At 36.3% G+C, this 20646-nt stretch carries 20 protein-coding genes; 11 read left to right on the plus strand and 9 right to left on the minus strand.

Annotation, left to right across the window (positions count from 1 at the left end):
* Positions 1-70: 70 nt before the first annotated feature.
* The 4 genes from ccpC (at position 71) to IEW44_RS06715 (ending at position 5229) form a co-directional block, all read left to right on the plus strand.
* Complete coding sequence (gene ccpC / locus IEW44_RS06700) at positions 71-967, plus strand: transcriptional regulator CcpC (protein ID WP_188614277.1); 897 nt, start codon at positions 71-73, stop codon at positions 965-967.
* Between the two features lie 218 nt (positions 968-1185).
* Positions 1186-3462 carry a DUF8725 domain-containing protein gene (locus tag IEW44_RS06705; RefSeq protein ID WP_188614278.1) on the plus strand — a complete coding sequence of 759 codons (2277 nt, stop codon included), beginning with the start codon at positions 1186-1188 and terminating at the stop codon, positions 3460-3462.
* Positions 3459-4406: an ABC transporter ATP-binding protein gene (locus tag IEW44_RS06710; RefSeq protein WP_188614279.1), complete on the plus strand. Its 948-nt coding sequence runs from the start codon at positions 3459-3461 to the stop codon at positions 4404-4406. The genes IEW44_RS06705 and IEW44_RS06710 overlap by 4 nt, the downstream gene beginning before the upstream one ends.
* Complete coding sequence (locus tag IEW44_RS06715; protein WP_188614280.1) at positions 4390-5229, plus strand: ABC transporter permease; 840 nt, start codon at positions 4390-4392, stop codon at positions 5227-5229. The genes IEW44_RS06710 and IEW44_RS06715 overlap by 17 nt, the downstream gene beginning before the upstream one ends.
* Positions 5230-5354: 125 nt before the next feature.
* Here the strand turns inward: IEW44_RS06715 and IEW44_RS06720 are convergent, their stop codons facing one another.
* The 6 genes from IEW44_RS06720 to IEW44_RS06745 all read right to left on the minus strand — a co-directional run bounded on the left by IEW44_RS06720 (position 5355) and on the right by IEW44_RS06745 (position 11075).
* Complete coding sequence (locus tag IEW44_RS06720) at positions 5355-6542, minus strand: MFS transporter (RefSeq protein ID WP_188614281.1); 1188 nt, start codon at positions 6540-6542, stop codon at positions 5355-5357.
* Positions 6543-6749: 207 nt separating this feature from the next.
* On the minus strand, positions 6750-7823 hold the full coding sequence (locus IEW44_RS06725; RefSeq protein ID WP_188614282.1) for an ABC transporter substrate-binding protein: 1074 nt from the start codon (positions 7821-7823) through the stop codon (positions 6750-6752).
* A complete protein-coding gene (locus IEW44_RS06730; RefSeq protein ID WP_188614283.1) occupies positions 7820-8617 on the minus strand; it encodes an ABC transporter permease in 798 nt (265 codons plus the stop codon). Before IEW44_RS06730 ends, IEW44_RS06725 begins: the two co-directional genes overlap by 4 nt.
* Positions 8614-9423: an ABC transporter permease gene (locus IEW44_RS06735; protein ID WP_188614284.1), complete on the minus strand. Its 810-nt coding sequence runs from the start codon at positions 9421-9423 to the stop codon at positions 8614-8616. Before IEW44_RS06735 ends, IEW44_RS06730 begins: the two co-directional genes overlap by 4 nt.
* Entirely contained in the window at positions 9413-10519 is a 1107-nt protein-coding gene (locus IEW44_RS06740; RefSeq protein ID WP_188614285.1) for an ABC transporter ATP-binding protein, read from the minus strand. The genes IEW44_RS06735 and IEW44_RS06740 overlap by 11 nt, the downstream gene beginning before the upstream one ends.
* A gap of 13 nt (positions 10520-10532) precedes the next feature.
* On the minus strand, positions 10533-11075 hold the full coding sequence (locus IEW44_RS06745; protein WP_188614286.1) for a helix-turn-helix domain-containing protein: 543 nt from the start codon (positions 11073-11075) through the stop codon (positions 10533-10535).
* 338 nt (positions 11076-11413) lie between these two features.
* Between IEW44_RS06745 and IEW44_RS06750 the strand changes: the two genes are divergently transcribed.
* From IEW44_RS06750 to IEW44_RS06760, 3 genes are all read left to right on the plus strand, one after another.
* Positions 11414-11956: a peroxiredoxin gene (locus IEW44_RS06750; RefSeq protein ID WP_188614287.1), complete on the plus strand. Its 543-nt coding sequence runs from the start codon at positions 11414-11416 to the stop codon at positions 11954-11956.
* Between the two features lie 57 nt (positions 11957-12013).
* On the plus strand, positions 12014-12472 hold the full coding sequence (locus tag IEW44_RS06755) for a TlpA family protein disulfide reductase (RefSeq protein ID WP_188614288.1): 459 nt from the start codon (positions 12014-12016) through the stop codon (positions 12470-12472).
* Between the two features lie 174 nt (positions 12473-12646).
* Positions 12647-13309, plus strand: coding sequence for a potassium channel family protein (locus IEW44_RS06760; RefSeq protein ID WP_188614289.1), 663 nt, complete (start codon positions 12647-12649; stop codon positions 13307-13309).
* Positions 13310-13351: 42 nt separating this feature from the next.
* On the opposite strand, the gene rnjA is transcribed toward IEW44_RS06760, so the two are convergent.
* Both rnjA and IEW44_RS06770 read right to left on the minus strand, forming a co-directional pair.
* Positions 13352-15019 (minus strand): ribonuclease J1, encoded by a 1668-nt coding sequence (rnjA, locus tag IEW44_RS06765; protein ID WP_188614290.1) that lies wholly within the window; start codon positions 15017-15019, stop codon positions 13352-13354.
* A 6-nt stretch (positions 15020-15025) separates the two neighbouring features.
* Positions 15026-15235 carry a DNA-dependent RNA polymerase subunit epsilon gene (locus IEW44_RS06770; protein ID WP_188614291.1) on the minus strand — a complete coding sequence of 70 codons (210 nt, stop codon included), beginning with the start codon at positions 15233-15235 and terminating at the stop codon, positions 15026-15028.
* A gap of 323 nt (positions 15236-15558) precedes the next feature.
* Between IEW44_RS06770 and IEW44_RS06775 the strand changes: the two genes are divergently transcribed.
* Positions 15559-16332: a Cof-type HAD-IIB family hydrolase gene (locus IEW44_RS06775; RefSeq protein ID WP_188614292.1), complete on the plus strand. Its 774-nt coding sequence runs from the start codon at positions 15559-15561 to the stop codon at positions 16330-16332.
* Between the two features lie 45 nt (positions 16333-16377).
* Here IEW44_RS06775 and IEW44_RS06780 read toward each other — a convergent pair whose 3' ends face one another.
* Complete coding sequence (locus tag IEW44_RS06780) at positions 16378-17142, minus strand: DeoR/GlpR family DNA-binding transcription regulator (protein ID WP_188614293.1); 765 nt, start codon at positions 17140-17142, stop codon at positions 16378-16380.
* Positions 17143-17291: 149 nt separating this feature from the next.
* Here IEW44_RS06780 and IEW44_RS06785 point away from each other — a divergent pair, with 149 nt between their 5' ends.
* Genes IEW44_RS06785 through IEW44_RS06795 form a run of 3 tightly spaced genes read left to right on the plus strand, consistent with a single transcriptional unit; the run spans position 17292 to position 20641 of the window.
* The gene (locus tag IEW44_RS06785; protein ID WP_188614294.1) at positions 17292-18044 is read left to right on the plus strand and encodes an ABC transporter ATP-binding protein; all 753 of its coding nucleotides are present in this window, start codon (positions 17292-17294) and stop codon (positions 18042-18044) included.
* Positions 18037-19671: an ABC transporter permease subunit gene (locus IEW44_RS06790; protein ID WP_188614295.1), complete on the plus strand. Its 1635-nt coding sequence runs from the start codon at positions 18037-18039 to the stop codon at positions 19669-19671. Before IEW44_RS06785 ends, IEW44_RS06790 begins: the two co-directional genes overlap by 8 nt.
* Positions 19655-20641, plus strand: coding sequence for an extracellular solute-binding protein (locus tag IEW44_RS06795; protein WP_188614296.1), 987 nt, complete (start codon positions 19655-19657; stop codon positions 20639-20641). Before IEW44_RS06790 ends, IEW44_RS06795 begins: the two co-directional genes overlap by 17 nt.
* The last annotated feature ends 5 nt before the right edge of the window (positions 20642-20646 follow it).

A 20646-nucleotide genomic window follows, 5' to 3' on the forward strand; every position in this document is an offset into this window, starting at 1 on the left:
CCTAAAGGAGTTGCCTGATTGATAAGGCAGCTCCTTTGCGTCGTGAATAAAAGAATAAAGGAGTAAGGGTATGACAGCGACAACAGAAGCCGAGTTAATTAAAATTATGGCTGAGGAACGTAATATGCGAAAAGCAGCAGAGCGTTTGTTTTTAACACAACCAGCACTGTCACAACGCTTACAGACGATAGAGAAGGATTGGGGCGCTCAGTTGTTTATTCGTTCGCAAAAAGGACTAACTGCTACGCCGGCTGGAGAGCTAGTTATCCAACATGCGCAAGAAGTATTGCAAAAAAGAGAAGAAATTATGGAAGCGATTCAAGGATTAACGACTAAAGTGAATGGGACATTAAAAATTGCGTGTGCGTCTATTGTAGGGCAAAATTGGTTACCTAAAGTATTGAAAGAATTTGTAGAGAAGTTTCCTGATGCTAAAATTTCTTTAATGACAGGGTGGAGCTCAGAAATTGTAAAAGCCCTTTATGATGGTGAGGCTCATATTGGTATTGTACGTGGACAAGTCGACTGGAAGGGCAAAAAGATGCATCTTTTTCGCGATACCTTGTATCTCGTCGACCGAGAGCTAGAAACATTAGAAGAGGTATTAAATACACAACGTCCCTTTATTCAATTTAAAAGTGATTCCAATTATTATCAAGAGATTCAGCAGTGGTGGCAGCGACAATTCTCATCCAACCCTCATCGCCAAATACTAGTTGATCAAATCGAAACGTGTAAGCAAATGGCGATAAATGGTATTGGTTATGCGATTTTACCTTCTATCACCTTAAATGGTGAGGAGCGTATTCATAAAATACCACTAATGAATCATGATAAGGAGTTTGGACTTACGAGAGATACGTGGCTGATTGGCTATGAATCTTCTTTTGAATTAAGACAAGTGCAAGCCTTTACTGAAGTGGTGCAAGATCATGCACGGTGCCTTTATGATTTTTATAAAAAGTGATGGTAAGTAGGCTTTCTACAAGCAATGAGAGACGCAATGTTTTCTCATTTGCTTGTTAAGGAAAGGTTACAAGATTATCGCTTTTTTGTGGTTGCTACTTTTTATACGAACAATATCTTAACGAACTCTTAATTTTTATTTAAGCTTTTTAAGAAATGCCCACATCATGGTTGTAAAAGATTACAATAAGAATATAAAAGGATTGAGGAGTTGAAACGATGCGTTTTTTGAAAGGCATGGCATTAATCGTCATGATGATGAGTTTTTTATTACCAACGACAACTACTTATGCTGAAACAGGTATTAGTATAACCATCGATTTTCCGTTAACAGACAAACTAAAATATGATATGGATGTACCAGTAACAGCTACCATCACCAATACAGGTACAGACTTTGATGGTGATTTAGCGCTTACAACGTCTACAGACACGATTAAAACGTATCCACTGCGTATCGCTAAAGGTGAAGAGAAAACGATGGAATTAATGATCGAGAGTTACATATTAATGCCAGAGAATAAAGATACTTTAACGAAGAGAATTACGCTTTATCCTGGTGGGATTGAAAAACAAGAAAAGACAAAAGCAAGTGTGGCAGTAACAAAAACGCCACAAATGATGGCACCCAACACGCCATTTATATTAACAGTAACGTCAAATGAACAACGGTTAATTAATTTATTAAAGTCAGTAAAGCAAATCGACGATGTGACAACGATTACTACACGTGCTAGTCAATTGCCAACAGATTATTTAGCGCTAGCTACATTTAATTACATGATAATAGATGATAGTAAGATGTCACAATTATCAGAGGAGCAACAACAAGCTTTAAAGAGTTGGGTACAAAGGGGTGGCCATCTGATTACGAGTACATCAGAGGCAGACGAAACAGCATGGGGTGCCTTTAATGGTCTTATGCCTTTAAAAGTAGGCAATAAGGATCAAGTTAATGTAGAAGGTGCTATGGTTACGTATTATCAAACTTCATTAAATGATAAAGCGCAAGAACTCGTGAATAAATATGATATTCAAATTGCGCAACGTCATCTTGGCAGTGGCAGTATTATTCAGTTACCTTTTGTATTAGGCGATGAGGCTATACAAAATAACGAAGCGTTTTATGAATGGCTCGTTTCTAAGATGGATCTTTTTACACATGCACCAATGAATACGCTAACACAAGATCAGTCGAGAAACGAATTAAGCAATAACACACGTGTTTTTCCAACATTAGAAATTTCGGCAACAACAATTATTACAGCACTAGTTGCTTATATTTTTATTGTAGGCCCCTTATTGTATTGGTTATTACGTAGGCGAGGAAAGAGTGGTTATGCATGGTTTGTTATTCCACTAATAGCAATCATTACAGCAGTAGCTATATTTTTGATTGGTGCCAAAGATCGTATCAAACAGCCAAGTACACAACAATTAGCCACTTATTTTATTAATGATGATGAGAGTGTACAAGGCGTTTATGCCATGTCACTATTAACGAATAGTTTAAAAGATGTAGCATTCTCTCTAGATGATGATACAACAGTCAATGCCATTGATACATTGAGCTTTACAAACGGTTCCACTAAAAATTATGTTAAAGACCATACCTTGATTTTTAGTAAGCCATCGTATTGGTCTGTACAAACGTTTTCAGGTAATAGCTTTGTGTCAAATGTAGGAAAATTAACGATTGATGTTGTAGTGAGCGATGGACGCATTGAAGGGACAGTTCATAACGGCTTCTCATTCGATTTTAAACAAGCTACATTATGGTCAGGTAGTGAGCAAGTCGTATTAGGCGATATTAAGCCTAATGAAACGTTGATTGTCTCACAACCGTTAAAGTCTCCATACTTAAAACCTGTAGAAAATAATGGTACGATTGTACAACGTAATCCAGGCTCTTTAGAAGAAATCGCGGCTGGGCAAAAACATGCTCAAGAAACGCAATTAAATCTTTTAGCCCCAGCGTTTAATAAACCTATTATTTTCGGTTCAACTAATCAATCACTGACTAAAGCACAGTTTAAAGGGGAAGCTAAAGAACAACACCTTACGTATCTCGCACAAGCTTTTGAACCAAGATTAGAGTTAAAAGGAGATTTTTCAATCTCCGATAAAGAAATGAAACGCACCATTATCAATGAACAATCCGATATGGAAGTAGACCTTGCCATGCCCGATGCTAATGAGGCTATGTTAGAAGGACAAGTAAATCGCTATGAGTTAACATTGCCAAAAGAAATGATTTCAAATGACGTAGGCTTGCAACAAGTCATCGTTACAGAACAAGATTCAAATACAAAAAGTGAAATCTTAAATAATGTAACAAATGAGTATGAAGTAGTAGATGGTACGTGGAAGCAACAAGGAAATATTAATCCATATGTAAATAGGGATGGGGTGATTACGTTACGAGTAAGTTTACTCCAAGAAACTGGTGTAGTTGTGAAATTGCCTACAGTGCAAATCATGGGGGTGGCACAATGATTGAAATTCAAGGTTTAACAAAAAAATACCATGACTTTTATGCATTGAATGATTTAACCTTGACGATTAATGAAGGGGTAGTGTTTGGCTTTGTAGGTTCAAATGGTGCAGGGAAATCAACAGCATTTTCCATACTGTCTACTTTATTAAAGCCAACGACTGGAGATGCATTTATCAATGGAAAAAGTGTTAAAAAATCACCGGCAACAGTGCGCAAACAAATTGGCTACATGCCCGATTTCTTTGGCGTATATGATCAGTTGACTGTAGATGAATATTTACACTTTTATGCAGCGAGTTATCAATTAACTTCAAAAGAGCGACAACAACGCATTCCAGAAATGCTTGCGTTAGTTAACCTCACACATAAACGTTATGAGTATGTTGATGTGTTATCAAGAGGGATGAAACAAAGATTATGTTTAGCAAGAGCAATGATTCATAATCCAAGTATTTTAATTTTAGATGAGCCGGCTTCTGGTTTGGACCCTAGAGCTCGTATAGAAATGCGTGAAATTATTCGACATCTGCGTTCCTTTGGCAAGACCATTTTAATTTCGTCGCATATTTTACCAGAGTTGGCGGAAATGTGTGACGAGATTGGGGTCTTGGATGAGGGTAAACTAATTGCACATGGTAATGTAACAGCGATTCAGCAACAATTTGCAAAAGGTACGCGACTAGCTGTACGCGTTACTTATGGTGTAGAGGAAGCGCAACAATTTTTCGAGCGCAATCCATTAGTAAGTAATATGCATATCTCGACTAAAGATATGTTATTGACATTTGATTTTAGTGGCACAAAGATTGAGCAAACGGAATTACTGCGAGAAGCGATGTTGCATGATTTGGCGATTATCTCATATACACAAGAAAATCATAACCTAGAAGATGTATTTATGGCGATTACAGAGGGGGCGAAAGAGCATGATTCAATGGTATAATCCTGTCTTAATGAAGGAAATGAAGCTGCGCTTTCGTTCGTTCAAAAGTTTTTCAGGCTTATTGTTTTACTTGGCCACACTCGGGATTTTTATGACGGGTTTTATACTAGTAGCTACAGATTTTGGTCGCATATCATTTATTACACCAGAATTAAGTTATCTACTGTTTATTTTATTAAGTGTAGTACAGATGGGGCTTGTCATGTTTATTACACCAGGTGTTACAGCAGGTGCCATTAGTAGCGAACGTGAAAAGCAGACGTTAAATATGTTACTCACAACTACACAAAGTGCGACACAAATCATTTTGGGGAAATTGCTATCTTCTATAGCATTTATCATTTTGATGTTAATGGCAGGCTTACCCATTTACAGTATCGTATTTTTATTCGGTGGTGTAGCACCTACACAAGTATTAATGACCTTTGCTTATTTCTTGCTCACACTTGTTACGATTGGTAGCATTGGTATTTTCTTTTCTACGATTACCAAAAGAACAGTAGTTTCAATGATTTCCACCTATGGAGCAATGATTTTTTTAGGAGCTATTACAGCTTTTCTGTTTCTTGTAACATTTATTATGGTGGGAAATGGCGTCATGATAAACATTGGTAAAATCATGATGTATGCATTAGCTACGTTAAATCCAGGAGCTGTTATTGTATCTATTACATCGCCAGAGTATAATAATGAATTTTTACAATTCACAGAATTTGACTTTCCTTTATGGGCATCTTATTTAATTGTTTATAGTGGCATTGCATTATTATGCTTAATCGGTGCGATTAAGCGGTTACGTGTGGGCATTAAATCACAACGTTAACCTTCACAAAAAGGTATAATATTTTGTTCGTTATTGGTTTTTTTATCAAGACAAGTATGTATATTTTACTGAAAAAGTGGTAAAGGGTTTTGTTATTCTCCCTTTACCACTTTTTTAGGTTAATATCACGCCTCAGGTTTGAAAAGATGTGATGCTTTCTTTTTTGTCCAAATATAAGCGAGTAAGAAACAGCCAAGTAAAATAAATGTACCAAAGATATAAGGAATATTACGGTTTATATCAAATAGTGAGCCAGCCAGTGCAGGGCCCATCATATTGCCTAAACTCATGTAGGCATTATTCATCCCTGCAGCAAAGCCTTGTTCATTACCTGCTAGTTTTGAGATTAGCGTATTTACAGCTGGACGAATTAAAGTAGTAGCTGTAGAGAAGATAGTGGCTACGAGTAACACGACAAAAAATCCTGAAATAAATAACATTAAAAACATCGTCAGTGCTGCTAATAATAGATTGACTAAGATTACCTTCATCTCACCAAAACGTTTAAAGAGTGGCGTAATTACAAACATTTGTACAACCACGCCGACTGCTCCCCCCACAGTTAAGATGATAGCGATATCTGTAGGTGTATAATTAAACTTATGAGAGACAAACAAAGATAAGGTCACTTGGAAGTTAGCAATCCCAAAGGAGAAAATAAGCATAATTAATAACATGACAAAATAGGGTACTTTAATGGATTGCTTTAACTGTTTAACAATATGCTCTTGTTTTTTAATTGTTTTTTGGTCAGGTTTAATATTAGGCAAAATAACAAGTGATAAGAGAGCGGCAATAAAGGCAAATGCCCCGGCGGTATAGAATGGAAAATGTAAGCTTACTTTTGATAAGAAGCCACCAATACCAGGTCCTATCATAAAGCCAAATGACATGGCAGCTCCTAACATACCCATTCCTTTACCACGCTCTTCATAAGTGGTGATATCGGCTACAAATGCCATGATAGGTGGTGCAATAAAGGCAGAGCCTAAACCGCCTAAAAACCGAGATACAAACAACATCCAAAGTTCTGTAGAGAGACCAAATGCGATTTGTGCCAGGCCATATAATACAAGGCCAAAAATAATGAGGTTTTTACGTCCATATTGATCAGAGAGATTACCAGCAATTGGTGAGAAAACAAATTGGGCTAGAGCAAAAGAAGCAATCAACAAACCTAACACTTGCCCAGCAGCTCCAAATAATTCAAGATAAGCAGGCATAACAGGAATAATTAAACCAATGCCACTCATAGTAACAAACATGTTAAACATCAACATGTATAATGCGATTTTATTAGATGATTGGGACATATTCGTCCCCCTTTCTCAAGTTCATACACACTTACTAATAATAGATGAAAAATAAAAGTTTGTCGCTACATCAATAGTATGATAAAAAATAAGTGATAGACAACATATAAAACAGCTGTCTATCACTTTTTGATGGGGTATTTATTTTGTTTGAATCGCCTCTTATTCTAAAGGCGGTGTGAGTAGCTATTATGTTATTCTCAACAATTAACGAATCGCCATTTTAAAGCGTAAAAATAACTCATTATAAATGCCAATATAGGTAGGCCCTAAGTTTTTATACACTTCTAACGTGTCACGTTGCTCCTCATCAGGGTAAAAGCGCTCGTCATTCACAACTTCGGGGTCCATTAAGGCTAATGCTGCGTCATTTGGTGTCGAATAGCCTACATAGTCTGCATTTTGTGCCCCAGCCTCTGCAGATAGCATGAAATTAATAAATTGATGTGCTCCTTCCACATTTTTACTCGTTTTTGGAATGACAATATTATCAAACCATAAGTTAGAGCCTTCCTGCGGTACAGCATAATCTAATGCTTCATTTTCAGATAGCATATCAGCTGCCTGACCAGACCAAGTCAAAGCAATATGTGCCTCATTATTCACCATTAATTGTGTGATTTCATCACCGATAATAGCTTTTACATTTGGAGCAAGGGTCGTTAATTTCGCTTCAGCCTCAGCTAGCTGATGATCGTCTTTTGAGTTTAAGGAGTAATCTAAGCTATTTAATCCCATACCAACGACCTCACGAGCGCTGTCAACTAAGAAAACTTGACGCTTAAAGTCAGGGTTCCATAAATCTTGCCAAGAATCAAAGTCTGTTCCGTCTACAAACTCTGGGTTAAAAACGACACCTACTGTACCCCAAAAGTAAGGAATGGAGTATTTGTTATGAGGGTCAAAAGGCAAGTTTAAAAAGTAAGGATCAAGGTTTTTTAAATTCGGAATCTTGCTATGGTCAATGGGAATTAGTAAATCATCTTCACGCATTTTTTCGATAATATATTCAGACGGTACAGCAATATCATAAGCCGTACCACCTTGTTCGATTTTCGTTAACATAGCTTCATTCGTATCAAAGGTTTCGTAAATGACATGAATGCCTGTTTCTTTTTCAAACGCTTTTAATAAATCAGGGTCGATATATTCACCCCAGTTATAAATCGTTAAAATGTCTTTACCCGTTTTGCCACCACTCACATTTAATAGTTTTGTTGTATAAAGTAGGGCACCTGATATTAATAATATAGCAATGGTTGCTTGGATCAGTTGTTTCATGCACGGTCACCTACTTTGCGCTTTGTTTTACTTGTGACAAAGTAATAACCTACTACTACAATAATTGTCACTAAGAATACTAATCCGGAAATAGCATTGACAGTTAATGAAATACCTGCACGAGCCATAGAATATATTTCTACTGACAAAGTACTAAAGCCGTTACCTGTTACGAAGAACGTGACAGCAAAATCATCTAAGGAATAAGTTAGAGCTAAAAAGAAGCCAGCAAAAATACCAGGTTTAATATACGGTAAAATCACACGTGTTAAAATATCGCGTTTAGAAGCACCTAAATCTTGAGCAGCATCAATTAAAGATGTATTCATTTCTAATAATTTAGGCAATACCATTAATACAACGATAGGTACACTAAAAGCAATATGTGCAATTAATACAGAAGCAAAACCAAGCTTGATACCAATCATGGTGAATAAGATTAAAAAACTAGCACCGATAATAACATCAGGGCTGACAATGAGCACATTATTGAGTGATAGTAACGTATTTCGCAAGCGAGCTTTCTTTACAGACACAATACCAATAGCGCCAAATACACCAATAATCGTGGAAACTAATGCTGATAATAGAGCAACAACAACAGTATTAATCAAAATAACGAGTAAACGTGTATCTTCAAAAACAGCTTGATAGTGCTCTAATGTGAATGAGTCAAATGTATTCATTGTGCCACCGCTATTAAAGGAATACATAATTAAATAAAAGATTGGTGCATACAGTACGATAAAGACGATCGCTAAATAAATTTTAGCCGACAGTGAAAGCTTTTTCATCGTATACGACCTCCTTTATTTTTTTGCCCTGTTACTAGCATTATAATGACCATAAATAAAATTAAAAATACAGCAATGGTGGAGCCCATACCCCAATTTTGTGTAACTAAAAATTGCTGTTCAATTGCTGTCCCCAGCGTAATCACACGGTTACCTGCAATTAAACGTGTAATCATGAATAGAGAGAGCGCTGGAATAAAGACTACTTGAATGCCAGATTTTACACCATCCATCGTGAGTGGTAAAATAACGCGTCTAAATGTTGTTAGTGAAGATGCGCCTAAATCACGTGAAGCATCAATTAACGTTGGATTTAATTTATCGAGCGCATTAAAGATAGGCAATATCATAAACGGAATAAAAATATAAACTGAGACAAAGACAAAACTAATATCTGTAAACAAAATTTGTTGAGCAGGCAAGCCAAACATTTCAATTACGGCATTAATGGGGCCAAATAAGCCAAAAATACCAATAAATGCATAGGTTTTTAATAATAAATTAATCCAAGAAGGAATGATAATTAATAACAACCATAAATGCTTATACTTCGTTTTCGTTAAAAAATAAGCCGTTGGATAAGAAATTAACAACGCAAAAAATGTCACTAAAAAAGCATACCAAAAGGAGCTTAATGTCATTTTTAAATAAATTGAGGAAAAGAAAGTTTTATAGTTTTCTAATGAAAAATTCCCTTGTAAATCTAACAAAGAATAATAACCAACAAGTGCAATAGGTGCAATAACAAATAATGCAATCCAAATCACATAAGGAAATAATGCACCTTTTGAAGTTTTAGTTTGCATCATCATCATCTCCATATGCTTCAAGTCGCTTATCAAAATCTTCTTCAGATTCATTTAAGCGCATAACATGGATGGATTCAGGATCAAAGTTTAAGCCAATTCGTTCACCTACTTCTGCTTTTTTTAATGAGTGAACTAGCCATTCATTACCATCCTCATCATACGTAGATAACTCATAATGCACCCCTCTAAACAATTGTGTATCTACTTTCACGACTAATTTCCCTTGCTCAACCGCAGTAATCTCTAAATCTTCAGGACGAATCACAACATCTATTTTTTCCTGTGGCTTCATACCACCATCAACACATTCAAATCGTTTGCCGTTAAATTCGACAACATAGTCTTCAATCATAATGCCTTCTACAATATTAGATTCTCCAATAAAATCAGCAACGAAGCGATTAATTGGCTCGTCATAAATATCTACAGGCGTGCCAGATTGTTGTATTGTACCTTCATTTAACACAAAGATTTCATCAGACATAGCAAGCGCTTCTTCTTGGTCATGTGTAACAAAAACAAATGTCTTACCTAGGCGCTGTTGTAACTCACGTAGCTCATATTGCATCTCTGTACGTAATTTTAAATCCAAAGCAGAAAGCGGTTCATCTAGCAAAATAACTTCAGGGTCGTTGACAATTGCGCGGGCAATAGCAACACGCTGACGTTGACCACCAGACATTTCTGTAATTTCACGAGGGCCATACCCCTTTAAGTTAACGAATTTTAACGCTTCTTCTACACGCTCTTTAATCTCTACTTCAGGGCGTTTTTTAATACGTAAACCAAAGGCAACATTTTCAAATACATTTAAGTGGGGGAAGAGTGCATAATCTTGAAACACCGTATTAATTTGTCGCTCATTAGCAGGCACAGCATTCATTTTTTTATCTTTAAAATACACAGCACCTTGAGAAGCATCTGTAAAGCCTGCAATAATGCGTAATATCGTTGTTTTACCGCAGCCTGATGGCCCTAACAAGGTGTAAAATTTCCCCTGTTCTAGTTCTAAGTTAATATCTTTTAATACGACTGTACCGTCGTCATAAGCTTTTGTTACATTTTCGAAACGAATGATGGTATGGTTTGCCATGATGAACCTCCTTTTATAAATATGAATTTGTTGCTACTAAAAATAATATAGTTTGTCCTGCAAAAGCATTAAAAATCTGGTGATGCTCTGAGGCATCATAGTACAGGGCATTACCTGTTGTTGCGATATATTCTTCGTTGCCAACAACAAGGCGTATTTTCCCTTCTAAAACATAAATGAACGTTTCAGCTAATGATGGCTCAAAATTTTTAAATTCGCCACCTTGGTCTAAACGTAAAATAACAGGCTCCATTTCTTTCTCATTTGAAGTAGGTATGAGCCACTGGATTTCGTATTTTTTATCTTCATCACAATAAATCGATTGATCATCCTCACTGTAAACGACCTTTTGTTCCTCACCAGCATCATCAAAAAAATCTTTAGGCTTACAACCTAACACCTCTAGTAACGAGAAAAGTGTCTCAATGGATGGAGAGTTGAGGTCGCGTTCGAGTTGAGAGATATAGCCTTTACTCAAATCTGTTCGCTCACCTAACTCTTCTTGTGTTAAGCCCTTTTTTAAGCGTAGTGCTTTAATTTTTCGGCCAATCTGCATAACGCTTCATCACCTCTTTATTTGTTTACTTTTACTAAACATTCAAATACTAAAGTTTACTATAAACAAACTTTAAATTTATTAAGTTTACTTTTGCTAAACTTTAAGTTTAAAAATACGTCATTTATTATACAGCCTATAGGAATTAAATCAATGTTTTTTTCGTTAAAATTGTGACAGATCGTAGTATGAGAATAATCGGTAAGTAAATGAGAGTATAAATAAATTTAAAAAGCACTTTGCTTGATAAATGCTAGTATGTTTGGTATCTTATAAACGTATTCGTTATTACGAATTAGTCTTAAATAAAAATAATTATATTTCGGAGGGATTTTATAATGGCAGAACGTATGGTAGGTAAACAAGCTCCTGCATTTGCAATGGACGCAGTATTAGCTGACAAATCTTTTGGTAAAGTATCTTTAGAAGAAAACATGAAAAATGACAAATGGACAGTATTATTCTTCTATCCAATGGACTTCACTTTTGTATGTCCAACAGAGATTACAGCTATGTCTGACCGTTATGACGAGTTCCAAGACCTAGATGCAGAAGTAATTGGGGTATCAACGGATACAATCCATACACACTTAGCATGGATTAATACAGATCGTTCAGACAACGGTTTAGGTGATTTAAACTATCCATTAGCAGCAGATACAAACCACACAGTATCTAAAGATTTTGGCGTATTAATTGAAGAAGAAGGCGTTGCATTACGCGGTCTATTCATTATTAACCCAGAAGGCGAATTACAATATCAAGTAGTAAACCACAATAACATTGGCCGTGATGTAGATGAAACATTACGTGTACTACAAGCACTACAAACTGGCGGTCTTTGCCCAGCAAACTGGCGTCCAGGTCAAAAAACACTTTAATTTTTTATATGCCCCGCTGTGTGCGGGGTTTTTTGATAAAAAAGGAGGAATTTTGAGATGAAATTACGTTCACCAATGCCAGAGTTAACAGGCGCAACTGCTTGGTTAAATGGCGAAGTAACAAAAGAGCAATTAATTGGAGATAAACCAACATTAATTCACTACTGGTCTATTAGCTGTCATTTATGTAAAGAAGCAATGCCAGAAGTAAACAATTTCCGCGACCAATATAAAGATGAGTTAAATGTGGTGGCTGTACATATGCCACGCTCAGAGAGCGATTTAGACTTAGCTGAAATTACAAAGGTAGCAGAAGAGCATAGCATTACACAACCTATTTTTGTCGATAGTGAATTAAAATTAGCAGATGCTTTTGAGAATGAATATGTGCCCGCTTATTATGTATTTGATAAGAGTGGTGTATTGCGTCACTTCCAAGCAGGTGGTAGTGGCATGAAGATGCTAGAAAAGCGTGTAAATCGTGTATTAGATGAGGCACGTAAGGAAGAAGAATAACATCAATATAAAAAGGAACTGCGTGATAATGCAGTTCCTTTTTATGTTACTACATGATAATAAAAACGATTTTTTCTCAATTAAATTTCATTTTTCTCAAATATATGTTGTCTAGATGTGTATTATTATAAAATTTGATACAATAAATATACTTTGAGAAGTGAGGCGAGCATAGTGAAGAAGGAATTTGTAGTCATTGGTTTAGGCCGCTTTGGAGGAAGTATTGTTGGAGAGTTGATTAGTCAGGGAGCACATGTGATGGCAATTGACCATTCATCCGACCGTGTAGATGAATTTGCCTCAATTGCTACACAGGCAGTTGTAGCTAACTCTACAGATGAGGCGGTATTAAAATCGTTAGGCATTCGCAACTTTGAACATGTCATTGTAGCTATTGGCGAAGATATTCAAGCGAGTATTTTAACAACCATTATATTAAAAGAGATTGGTGTGGAAAAGATTACAGTCAAGGCACAAAATGATTATCATGAGAAGGTATTGCGTAAAATTGGTGCAGATTTTGTAGTGCATCCTGAGCGAGATATGGGGATTCGTATTGCTAATAATATGCTATCGAATACAGTATTAGATTACCTCGAATTATCAGATGAACATTCCATTATGGAATTAAAAGCAAATGATAATATTGCAGGTAACTCTATGATTGACTTAGATATTCGCGCTAAATACGGTATTACAATCGTTGGGATTAAACGTGGTACAGAAATTATTGTATCACCACAAGCGGATGATAAAATTCAATTGGGTGATATTATGTTAGTGATTGGTGCGGATGCCGATATAAATCGTTTTGTGAAAAAAGCAATGAAAGAATAAAAGAAGGAGTAACGGAACATAACGTTCCGTTACTCCTTTTGATTACACTTCCATAATGATTGGTAAAATCATAGGACGGCGTTTAGTTTGGTCATATAAATAAGGACCTAATACATCTGTAATTTCATTTTTTAGTTCAGTCCATTGTGGCGTCTTATGACGTACAGCGTCTTGTAAATGTTGATTTAACATTTTTTGAGCTTCGTTAATCATAGCGCCAGACTCACGCATGTAAACAAAACCACGAGAGATAATATCTGGGCCAGATACAATTTTATTTTTAGCCATATCCACACTAACGACAACAATCACTAAGCCTTCTTCAGATAAAATACGGCGGTCACGTAAAACAATATTTCCGATGTCGCCAATGCCATTACCATCAATATAAACATCGCCTGAAGGGATGCGACCAGCCATATGCGCTTCATTCGCGCTTAAAGCTAATACATCACCGTTCTCCATCACAAATGAATTTTCAAAAGGTACATCACAGTCATAACCTAACTGTGTATGCATTTTTAACATGCGATATTCACCATGAATAGGCATGAAAAACTTAGGTTTCATTAAACGGAGCATCAGTTTTTGCTCTTCTTGAGAGCCATGCCCTGATGTATGAATATTATTAAGTGGGCCATGAATAACTTCGGCACCAGCTCTATATAATAAATCAATAATTTTATTAACGCTAACAGTATTACCTGGTACTGGTGAAGAAGAGAAAATGACAGTGTCACCAGGCTGGATTTGGATTTGGCGGTGTGTACCACTAGCAATGCGTGATAAAGCTGCCATAGGCTCTCCTTGAGAACCTGTACATAAAATCATAACTTCATTTGCAGGTAAACGGTTTAACGCCTGCACATCCACAAATGTATCTTTCGGTGCTGTAATATAGCCTAGTTCGCGGCCAATGGTAATCGCATTATCCATAGAGCGCCCAAAGACGGCAATTTTACGACCATATTTAATTGCTGCATCAGTAGCTTGTTGTAATCGATGTATATTTGAAGCAAATGTAGCGAAAATCACACGACCATCTACATTGCGGAAAATTTCATCGATACTTTTACCTACTGTGCGTTCAGACATTGTAAAGTTAGGTTTTTCAGCATTCGTACTATCTGATAGTAAACATAGTACACCGTCACGACCAATTTCAGCCATACGCGTTAAATTGGCAGGTTCGCCAACAGGTGTAAAATCAAATTTAAAGTCGCCTGTGTGCACAATATTACCAGGTGGTGTTTTTACCACAATCCCACAAGATGCAGGAATACTATGTGTTGTTCTGAAAAAACTTACAGATGTTTTACGGAACTTAATCACATCATCTTCTTTAAATTCAATTAATTTGGTTGTACGCAGTAAGCCATGTTCTTCTAATTTATTACGCAATAAACCAAGTGCTAATTTTTCGCCATAGACAGGCATATTAACTTGACGTAATAAATAAGGGATACCACCGATATGGTCTTCATGCCCATGAGTGATAAATAAACCTTTAATTTTGTCAGCATTGCGTACGAGGTACGTATAATCTGGAATAACGTAGTCAATCCCTAATAAATCGTCCTCAGGAAATTTAATACCAGCGTCAATTAAAATAATCTCGTCTTGAAATTGTACGCCATATGTGTTTTTGCCGATTTCGCCCAGTCCGCCAAGTGCGAAAACAGCTGTTTGGTCATTTTTCACAAATTTCATAATGACTTATAAACTCTCCAGTACAAAATTTGTACTCTCTTGTTCGTGTGCTAGATATTCGCCCTCAAGCAATTGCACGAACTCGATATTGTAATTAAAATCTTTTAATTTAGCGCGCACTTCACGCTCTGAATCTGCCTCGAGATATAAACTTTTTGTGTTTTCGCGAACTGGAATCTCTAATACATTCTCTTGGTAATAAACTTTGTAAATCATTGTTTTGCTCTCCTTTTGCGTGCGTTCATAATAGTTGCAGTTTTTTTAACACATACATGTAATATACCGTAATTTAGCTCATTTAAACGTCTGAAATAAGAAAAGTTACGAGATACCTCCGCTCCTGCACTCAATTAAATTGTGAGCATGAGTTTGTGTATAGGCAAAACTACATTTCCTTTATATTATCATGCACATCCTTTAAAATAAAGAAAAGCCCTTCAAATTAATTGAAGGTATGAAGAATAGTAAGATTTATTGTTAGGAATAGGCAAAGCAAAACTTTGCTTCAAATATGGCTCGTTAAGAGAGGGTAACTAAAGATGGAGAAAAAAATTTTATTTTTTGATGTAGATGGCACAATTTATAATCAAGCTAAACAAATTCCGACATCTGCACGTAAAGCAATTTATCAAGCTCAAGCGAATGGTCATGAGGTTGCCATAGCTACAGGGCGCGGACCTTTTATGATTGAGTCCTTGTTGGATGAATTGGAGGTCACTACATTTGTCACATTTAATGGTCAGTATGTAGTAGATGATGGTGAAGTGATTTACACTAATCAAGTAGAGAAACAAACGTTACATGATATTGTGACGTTTGGTGCAGAACGCAATGAACATGCCGTTTTTTTAGATGATAAAAAAATGGTAGCAACGGTACCTAATGAAAGGAAGCTTGAAGAAGCACTTGCTACGTTAAAATATCAATATCCCGCAGTAGACGCACAATTTTATTGGCATAACCCTGTGTATCAAACATTAGTCTTTATTAGTGAGGCAGAAGAGGCGTTGTATCGTGAGAAGTTTCCGAATGTACAATTTGTACGTTGGCATCCCTATTCTTGTGACATACTGCCACAACATGCGTCGAAGGCAGTGGGGATTGAGCAATTACTAACAAAGAAAGGGCTAACCATGCAAGATGCTGTAGCGTTTGGTGATGGCTTGAACGATATTGAAATGTTGCAAACAGTTGGTACAAGTGTAGCTATGGGAAATGGTCATGAGAAGGCAAAGGCAGCAGCTACACATCAAGCACCACATGTAGATGAAGATGGTTTAGCCATTGCGATGAAAACGTTACACTTAATTTGATCTCAAAAATAAGCGCTTAGCACAAGTTGTGCAGCGCTTATTTTTTTATTGTTCAGGGCTTTCAATATAGATGGGCAGAGATAAGGCTGTTACATCTTCTAATATAGATTTATCGAGTGTATCATCCGTAATGATAGCGGAGACGGCTTGTAAAGGGCACACTTGAATAGCCACATCACGTTGGAATTTAGTAGCATCCACAGCCAAATAAACTTGCTGTGCATGATCAATAATTTTTTTTCGTGTGATAGCTTCAGATAAGCTGAAATCTGATACACCTCGTTCTACACTCACACCACTTGCGCAAATGAAAGCTTTTGTAATGTTTAAATGTTCAAAGCGAAATAGAAAATCATTAGAGGTAATCGATTTTTCGGAATGACGTAATGTGCCACCAATAATAATTACATTTATAGTAGAGGTTAATAATTCATAAGCTACAGGTAATGAATTGGTCACTACAGTAATGTTAGGTTTGTTTTTTAAAAAAGATACAATATGATAGGTTGTCGTACCACTATCAATATAAATACAATCGCCATCTTCTACTAAAGCTGCACAACGTTTAGCGATGGCAATCTTCTGCGCTAGCTGTTCTGTCATACGTGCACTGATAAGGCTTTCTACAGGTTCAATATATTTAATGCCCCCATAAATTTTTTCTACTTGCCCCTTTTTTACAAGATGTTGGATATCGCGTCTAACTGTTTCGATTGAAACGTCTAATAGTACCGTTAAATCGTGTAATTTTGCCATCTTCTTTATGCGCAATAATTGCATGATTTTATTTTGTCTTTGTGAGCTCAACATATCACTTCTTCCCTTCACATGTAACATTCTTTTAAACATTAGCATAACTTAGTCAATATGTAGTCAACATTTATTCAAAATTTACAAAACTCTACTACTGCATTTACAATCCCTCCTTATACTTTGAATTGGAATAGGAGGTGGCGAGCTTGTTAGAGCTCCAACATATTAAAAAAACATTTGGCGATAAAGTAGTGTTACAAGATATTGATATTACGATTCAATCTGGCGAGATTGTATCTTTACTAGGACCTAGTGGTTGTGGCAAAACAACATTACTCAATATCATTCTAGGTTTAGTACAACAAAGTGAAGGGCGTTTATTGTATGAGGGGCAAGATATTTCACAACAATCTATGCAACTGAGAGGCTTTAATATTGTATTCCAAGATTTTGCTTTATTCCCACATTTGAATGCTTATGACAACATTGTTTACGGTTTGAAGAATAAAAAACAACAGATGTCTAAACAGCAAATCCAAGAGTATATTGACTTTTTAGAATTACAGCCACATTTAACTAAAAAAATCCATGAACTGTCAGGTGGACAAAAGCAGCGAGTTGCCATTGCTAGAACGTTAGTTATGCAACCTAAAGTATTGTTATTAGATGAGCCATTAAGCGCGCTAGATGGCGTGATAAAAGAATCAATAAAAGAACGCATCCAGCAAATTGCTCAACAATTTAATTTAACTACGATTATTGTAACGCATGATCCTGAGGAGGCTTTAACGCTCTCTGATAAGGTGTTGATTATTAACGACGGTAGCGTGGCACAATTTGGCACACCAAGAGAAATTATTCAGCAACCAAAGAATGCATTTGTAGAGCAATTTATTTTAAAACAGCTCTACATTAAGCGTCACAACATTTATCAGCTATTTGGTGAACAGCATGATTAAATCGACACCTATGATGAAAATATTAGCTTTGCCTTTACTATTGTTTTTTACCGTTTTTCTTATAGCACCACTTTGTATGGTAGCTTTTCAGTCCATGCGTTTTGGCGCGCATTATACGTTTCAAAACTACAGTGAATTATTGCAGAATAGTGCATTTTTACAAGCATTTTTAAACAGTTTAATCGTTTCTAGTTGCGCTGCACTTATTACGACCATTATTGCCTTTTTATTAGCCTACACGATGCACTTTACAAAGGTAAACAAAGGTTTACGCTTTTTTATTCAAACGAGTGTTACGTTGCCGATGTTATTACCTACTATTACGTATGGTTTCGTATTAATTTATGCCTTTGGTAATCAAGGGACATTGACACAGCTCTTAGGCTCGCCTCCTTTTTCGATTTATGGCTTTAATGGTTTACTCATTGGTTATATTTTATACACATTACCTATTGCATATGTCCTAATGAATAATGCCATGCTCTATATTGATAAACAGTATTTAACCGTTTCTTATTTGATGCATGATCGACCATTACGTCGTTTTTATCATGCTGTATTGCGCCCCATGTTAACAACGATTGGTGCCGCTTTTATTTTAACATTTATTTTAAGTTTTACAGACTTTGGTATACCAGCATCAGTAGGTGGCGAGTATGAAGTAGTTGCGATGTCTTTATATCGTGCTATGTTAGGTGCTATTGTTCGCTTTGAACAAGGTGCTGCTATTGCAATTATGATGTTGATTCCAGCAGTCATAGGGATTTTACTGTTAGCTTATTTACAACGTTACCAAGTCGCATTTAAAAATAATAAGCAGGTTGCACTTATTCCATCAGCCACACGAGATATTGCTTTTAGCGTATTCTCAAGTGTTGTAGCGATTTGTATTGTTGCCATTTTTGCCGTGTTACTGATCGTGCCTTTTACGATGGGGTACCCTTATGACTTAACGTTTACATTAACGCATGTCAAGGCTGTGTTTATGCAGTCAGAACTTTTACAGGATTATCGTAACTCTATTATTGTCGCTAGTATTACAGCATTGCTAGGAACATTACTAGCTTTACTAGCTGCGTTATTAAATACGAGAACGCCATTAAAGACGCGACGCATATTTGATTGGTTTTCCATCTTAACGAATACGGTGCCTGGCATGGTGTTAGGTCTATCTTACTTATTTTTATTTAATGACAGTACATTAAAAGGTACGATTTTGATTATTGTTTTATGTAACATCGTGCATTTCTTTACGACGCCATATACTATGGCAAAAAATGCACTGCAAAAGATGGATCACACGTGGGAAGTGACAGGGCAATTGATGCAAGATACATGGTTTGCGACAATAAGGCGTGTTGTTTTACCCAATATGAAAGCAACGATATTTCAAATGTTGAATTACTATTTTTTAAACGCAATGGTAACAGTAAGCGGTGTAATATTTATCGTTAGTACAGAAACGATGCTTGTTTCTACTCGCATCAAAGAACTTCAACATTTTGCTAAATATACAGATATCTTTATTCTTTCCTTATTTATTTTAGTCACAAATTTATTGGTAAAACTAGTGTTAGATTATTTATCTACTAAAGGGAGCAGACAAAACAATGAAAATGAATCCTAAACTATTTTATGTTTTAGCAGGCACATCTATGGTACTAGCAGCATGTGGTGGAGAAGCGGCACAGCCAAAGGATGATGAACGCGTCATTATTTACTCAAATGCTGATGATGAAGCAGTAGCGGTATTGAAGAAAGCGCTAGATGATAAAGGGTATAAAGATCGATATGTGATCCAGTCAATGGGCACTTCAGAGCTAGGCGGTAAGCTTATGGCAGAAGGCACTAAAATAGAGGCAGATATTATTACGATGGCTTCGTATTTTTTAGAGAGTGCTCAACAAAAAAATACGATGTTTAAAGATATGAAAGTAGAGCAAGTGCCAGTAGATGATTATGGCACTTACCAAATGCCGATGTTAGGAAATGCCGGTGCTATTTTTGTGAATACCAAAGCATTAGAAGCGGCAGATTTACCTGCACCTAAAAGTATTAAAGATTTAGCAGACCCCATCTATAAAGGACAAATCTCATTCCCTAATATCATGGATTCTTCGACAGCTTGGTTACTTATTCAAGGTATTTTGAATGAGTATGGGGAGAAAGAAGGAAAGAGCATTATTGCAGACTTAAAGCAAAATGCAGGCCCTCACATTGAAAGTTCTGGCTCTGGTCCTATAAAAAAAGTGAAAGCTGGAGAAGTTGCCATTGGTTTTGGTTTGCGCAACCAAGCTGTGCAGGCTAACACAGAAGGGATGCCTATAGAGGTAGTTGATCCGTTAGAGGGTAATTTTACATTGACAGAATCTATAAGCGTCGTAAATAAAGATGAGATGAACAGCCTAACAGAAAAAATAGCGCAAACAATGGCAACAGAAGCACGCGAAGCGATGTTAGCTGAGTATCCTGTAGTGTTATATCAAGATGAAACATTACCCAATACAGAAAAAGCAGCGAATTTCAAACGATGGGACACAACATTAACGGTTGAATTATTAGAACAACATCAAGCCATTTTTAATGAGGCACAATAAAAGGA

The organism is Lysinibacillus alkalisoli (assembly GCF_014643595.1).
Taxonomy (GTDB): Bacteria; Bacillota; Bacilli; order Bacillales_A; family Planococcaceae; genus Metalysinibacillus; species Metalysinibacillus alkalisoli.

Excerpts from the sequence above, each read along its gene's own strand:
- IEW44_RS06710 (WP_188614279.1), top strand. The coding sequence starts at position 3,459 with ATGATTGAAATTCAAGGTTTAACAAAAAAATACCATGACTTTTATGCA.
- IEW44_RS06775 (WP_188614292.1), top strand. The coding sequence starts at position 15,559 with ATGGAGAAAAAAATTTTATTTTTTGATGTAGATGGCACAATTTATAAT.
- IEW44_RS06730 (WP_188614283.1), bottom strand. The coding sequence starts at position 8,617 with ATGAAAAAGCTTTCACTGTCGGCTAAAATTTATTTAGCGATCGTCTTT.
- IEW44_RS06715 (WP_188614280.1), top strand. The coding sequence starts at position 4,390 with ATGATTCAATGGTATAATCCTGTCTTAATGAAGGAAATGAAGCTGCGC.
- IEW44_RS06745 (WP_188614286.1), bottom strand. The coding sequence starts at position 11,075 with ATGCAGATTGGCCGAAAAATTAAAGCACTACGCTTAAAAAAGGGCTTA.
- IEW44_RS06725 (WP_188614282.1), bottom strand. The coding sequence starts at position 7,823 with ATGAAACAACTGATCCAAGCAACCATTGCTATATTATTAATATCAGGT.
- IEW44_RS06795 (WP_188614296.1), top strand. The coding sequence starts at position 19,655 with ATGAAAATGAATCCTAAACTATTTTATGTTTTAGCAGGCACATCTATG.
- IEW44_RS06770 (WP_188614291.1), bottom strand. The coding sequence starts at position 15,235 with ATGATTTACAAAGTTTATTACCAAGAGAATGTATTAGAGATTCCAGTT.
- ccpC (WP_188614277.1), top strand. The coding sequence starts at position 71 with ATGACAGCGACAACAGAAGCCGAGTTAATTAAAATTATGGCTGAGGAA.
- IEW44_RS06705 (WP_188614278.1), top strand. The coding sequence starts at position 1,186 with ATGCGTTTTTTGAAAGGCATGGCATTAATCGTCATGATGATGAGTTTT.
- IEW44_RS06790 (WP_188614295.1), top strand. The coding sequence starts at position 18,037 with ATGATTAAATCGACACCTATGATGAAAATATTAGCTTTGCCTTTACTA.
- IEW44_RS06740 (WP_188614285.1), bottom strand. The coding sequence starts at position 10,519 with ATGGCAAACCATACCATCATTCGTTTCGAAAATGTAACAAAAGCTTAT.
- IEW44_RS06780 (WP_188614293.1), bottom strand. The coding sequence starts at position 17,142 with ATGTTGAGCTCACAAAGACAAAATAAAATCATGCAATTATTGCGCATA.
- IEW44_RS06720 (WP_188614281.1), bottom strand. The coding sequence starts at position 6,542 with ATGTCCCAATCATCTAATAAAATCGCATTATACATGTTGATGTTTAAC.
- IEW44_RS06750 (WP_188614287.1), top strand. The coding sequence starts at position 11,414 with ATGGCAGAACGTATGGTAGGTAAACAAGCTCCTGCATTTGCAATGGAC.
- IEW44_RS06755 (WP_188614288.1), top strand. The coding sequence starts at position 12,014 with ATGAAATTACGTTCACCAATGCCAGAGTTAACAGGCGCAACTGCTTGG.
- rnjA (WP_188614290.1), bottom strand. The coding sequence starts at position 15,019 with ATGAAATTTGTGAAAAATGACCAAACAGCTGTTTTCGCACTTGGCGGA.
- IEW44_RS06735 (WP_188614284.1), bottom strand. The coding sequence starts at position 9,423 with ATGCAAACTAAAACTTCAAAAGGTGCATTATTTCCTTATGTGATTTGG.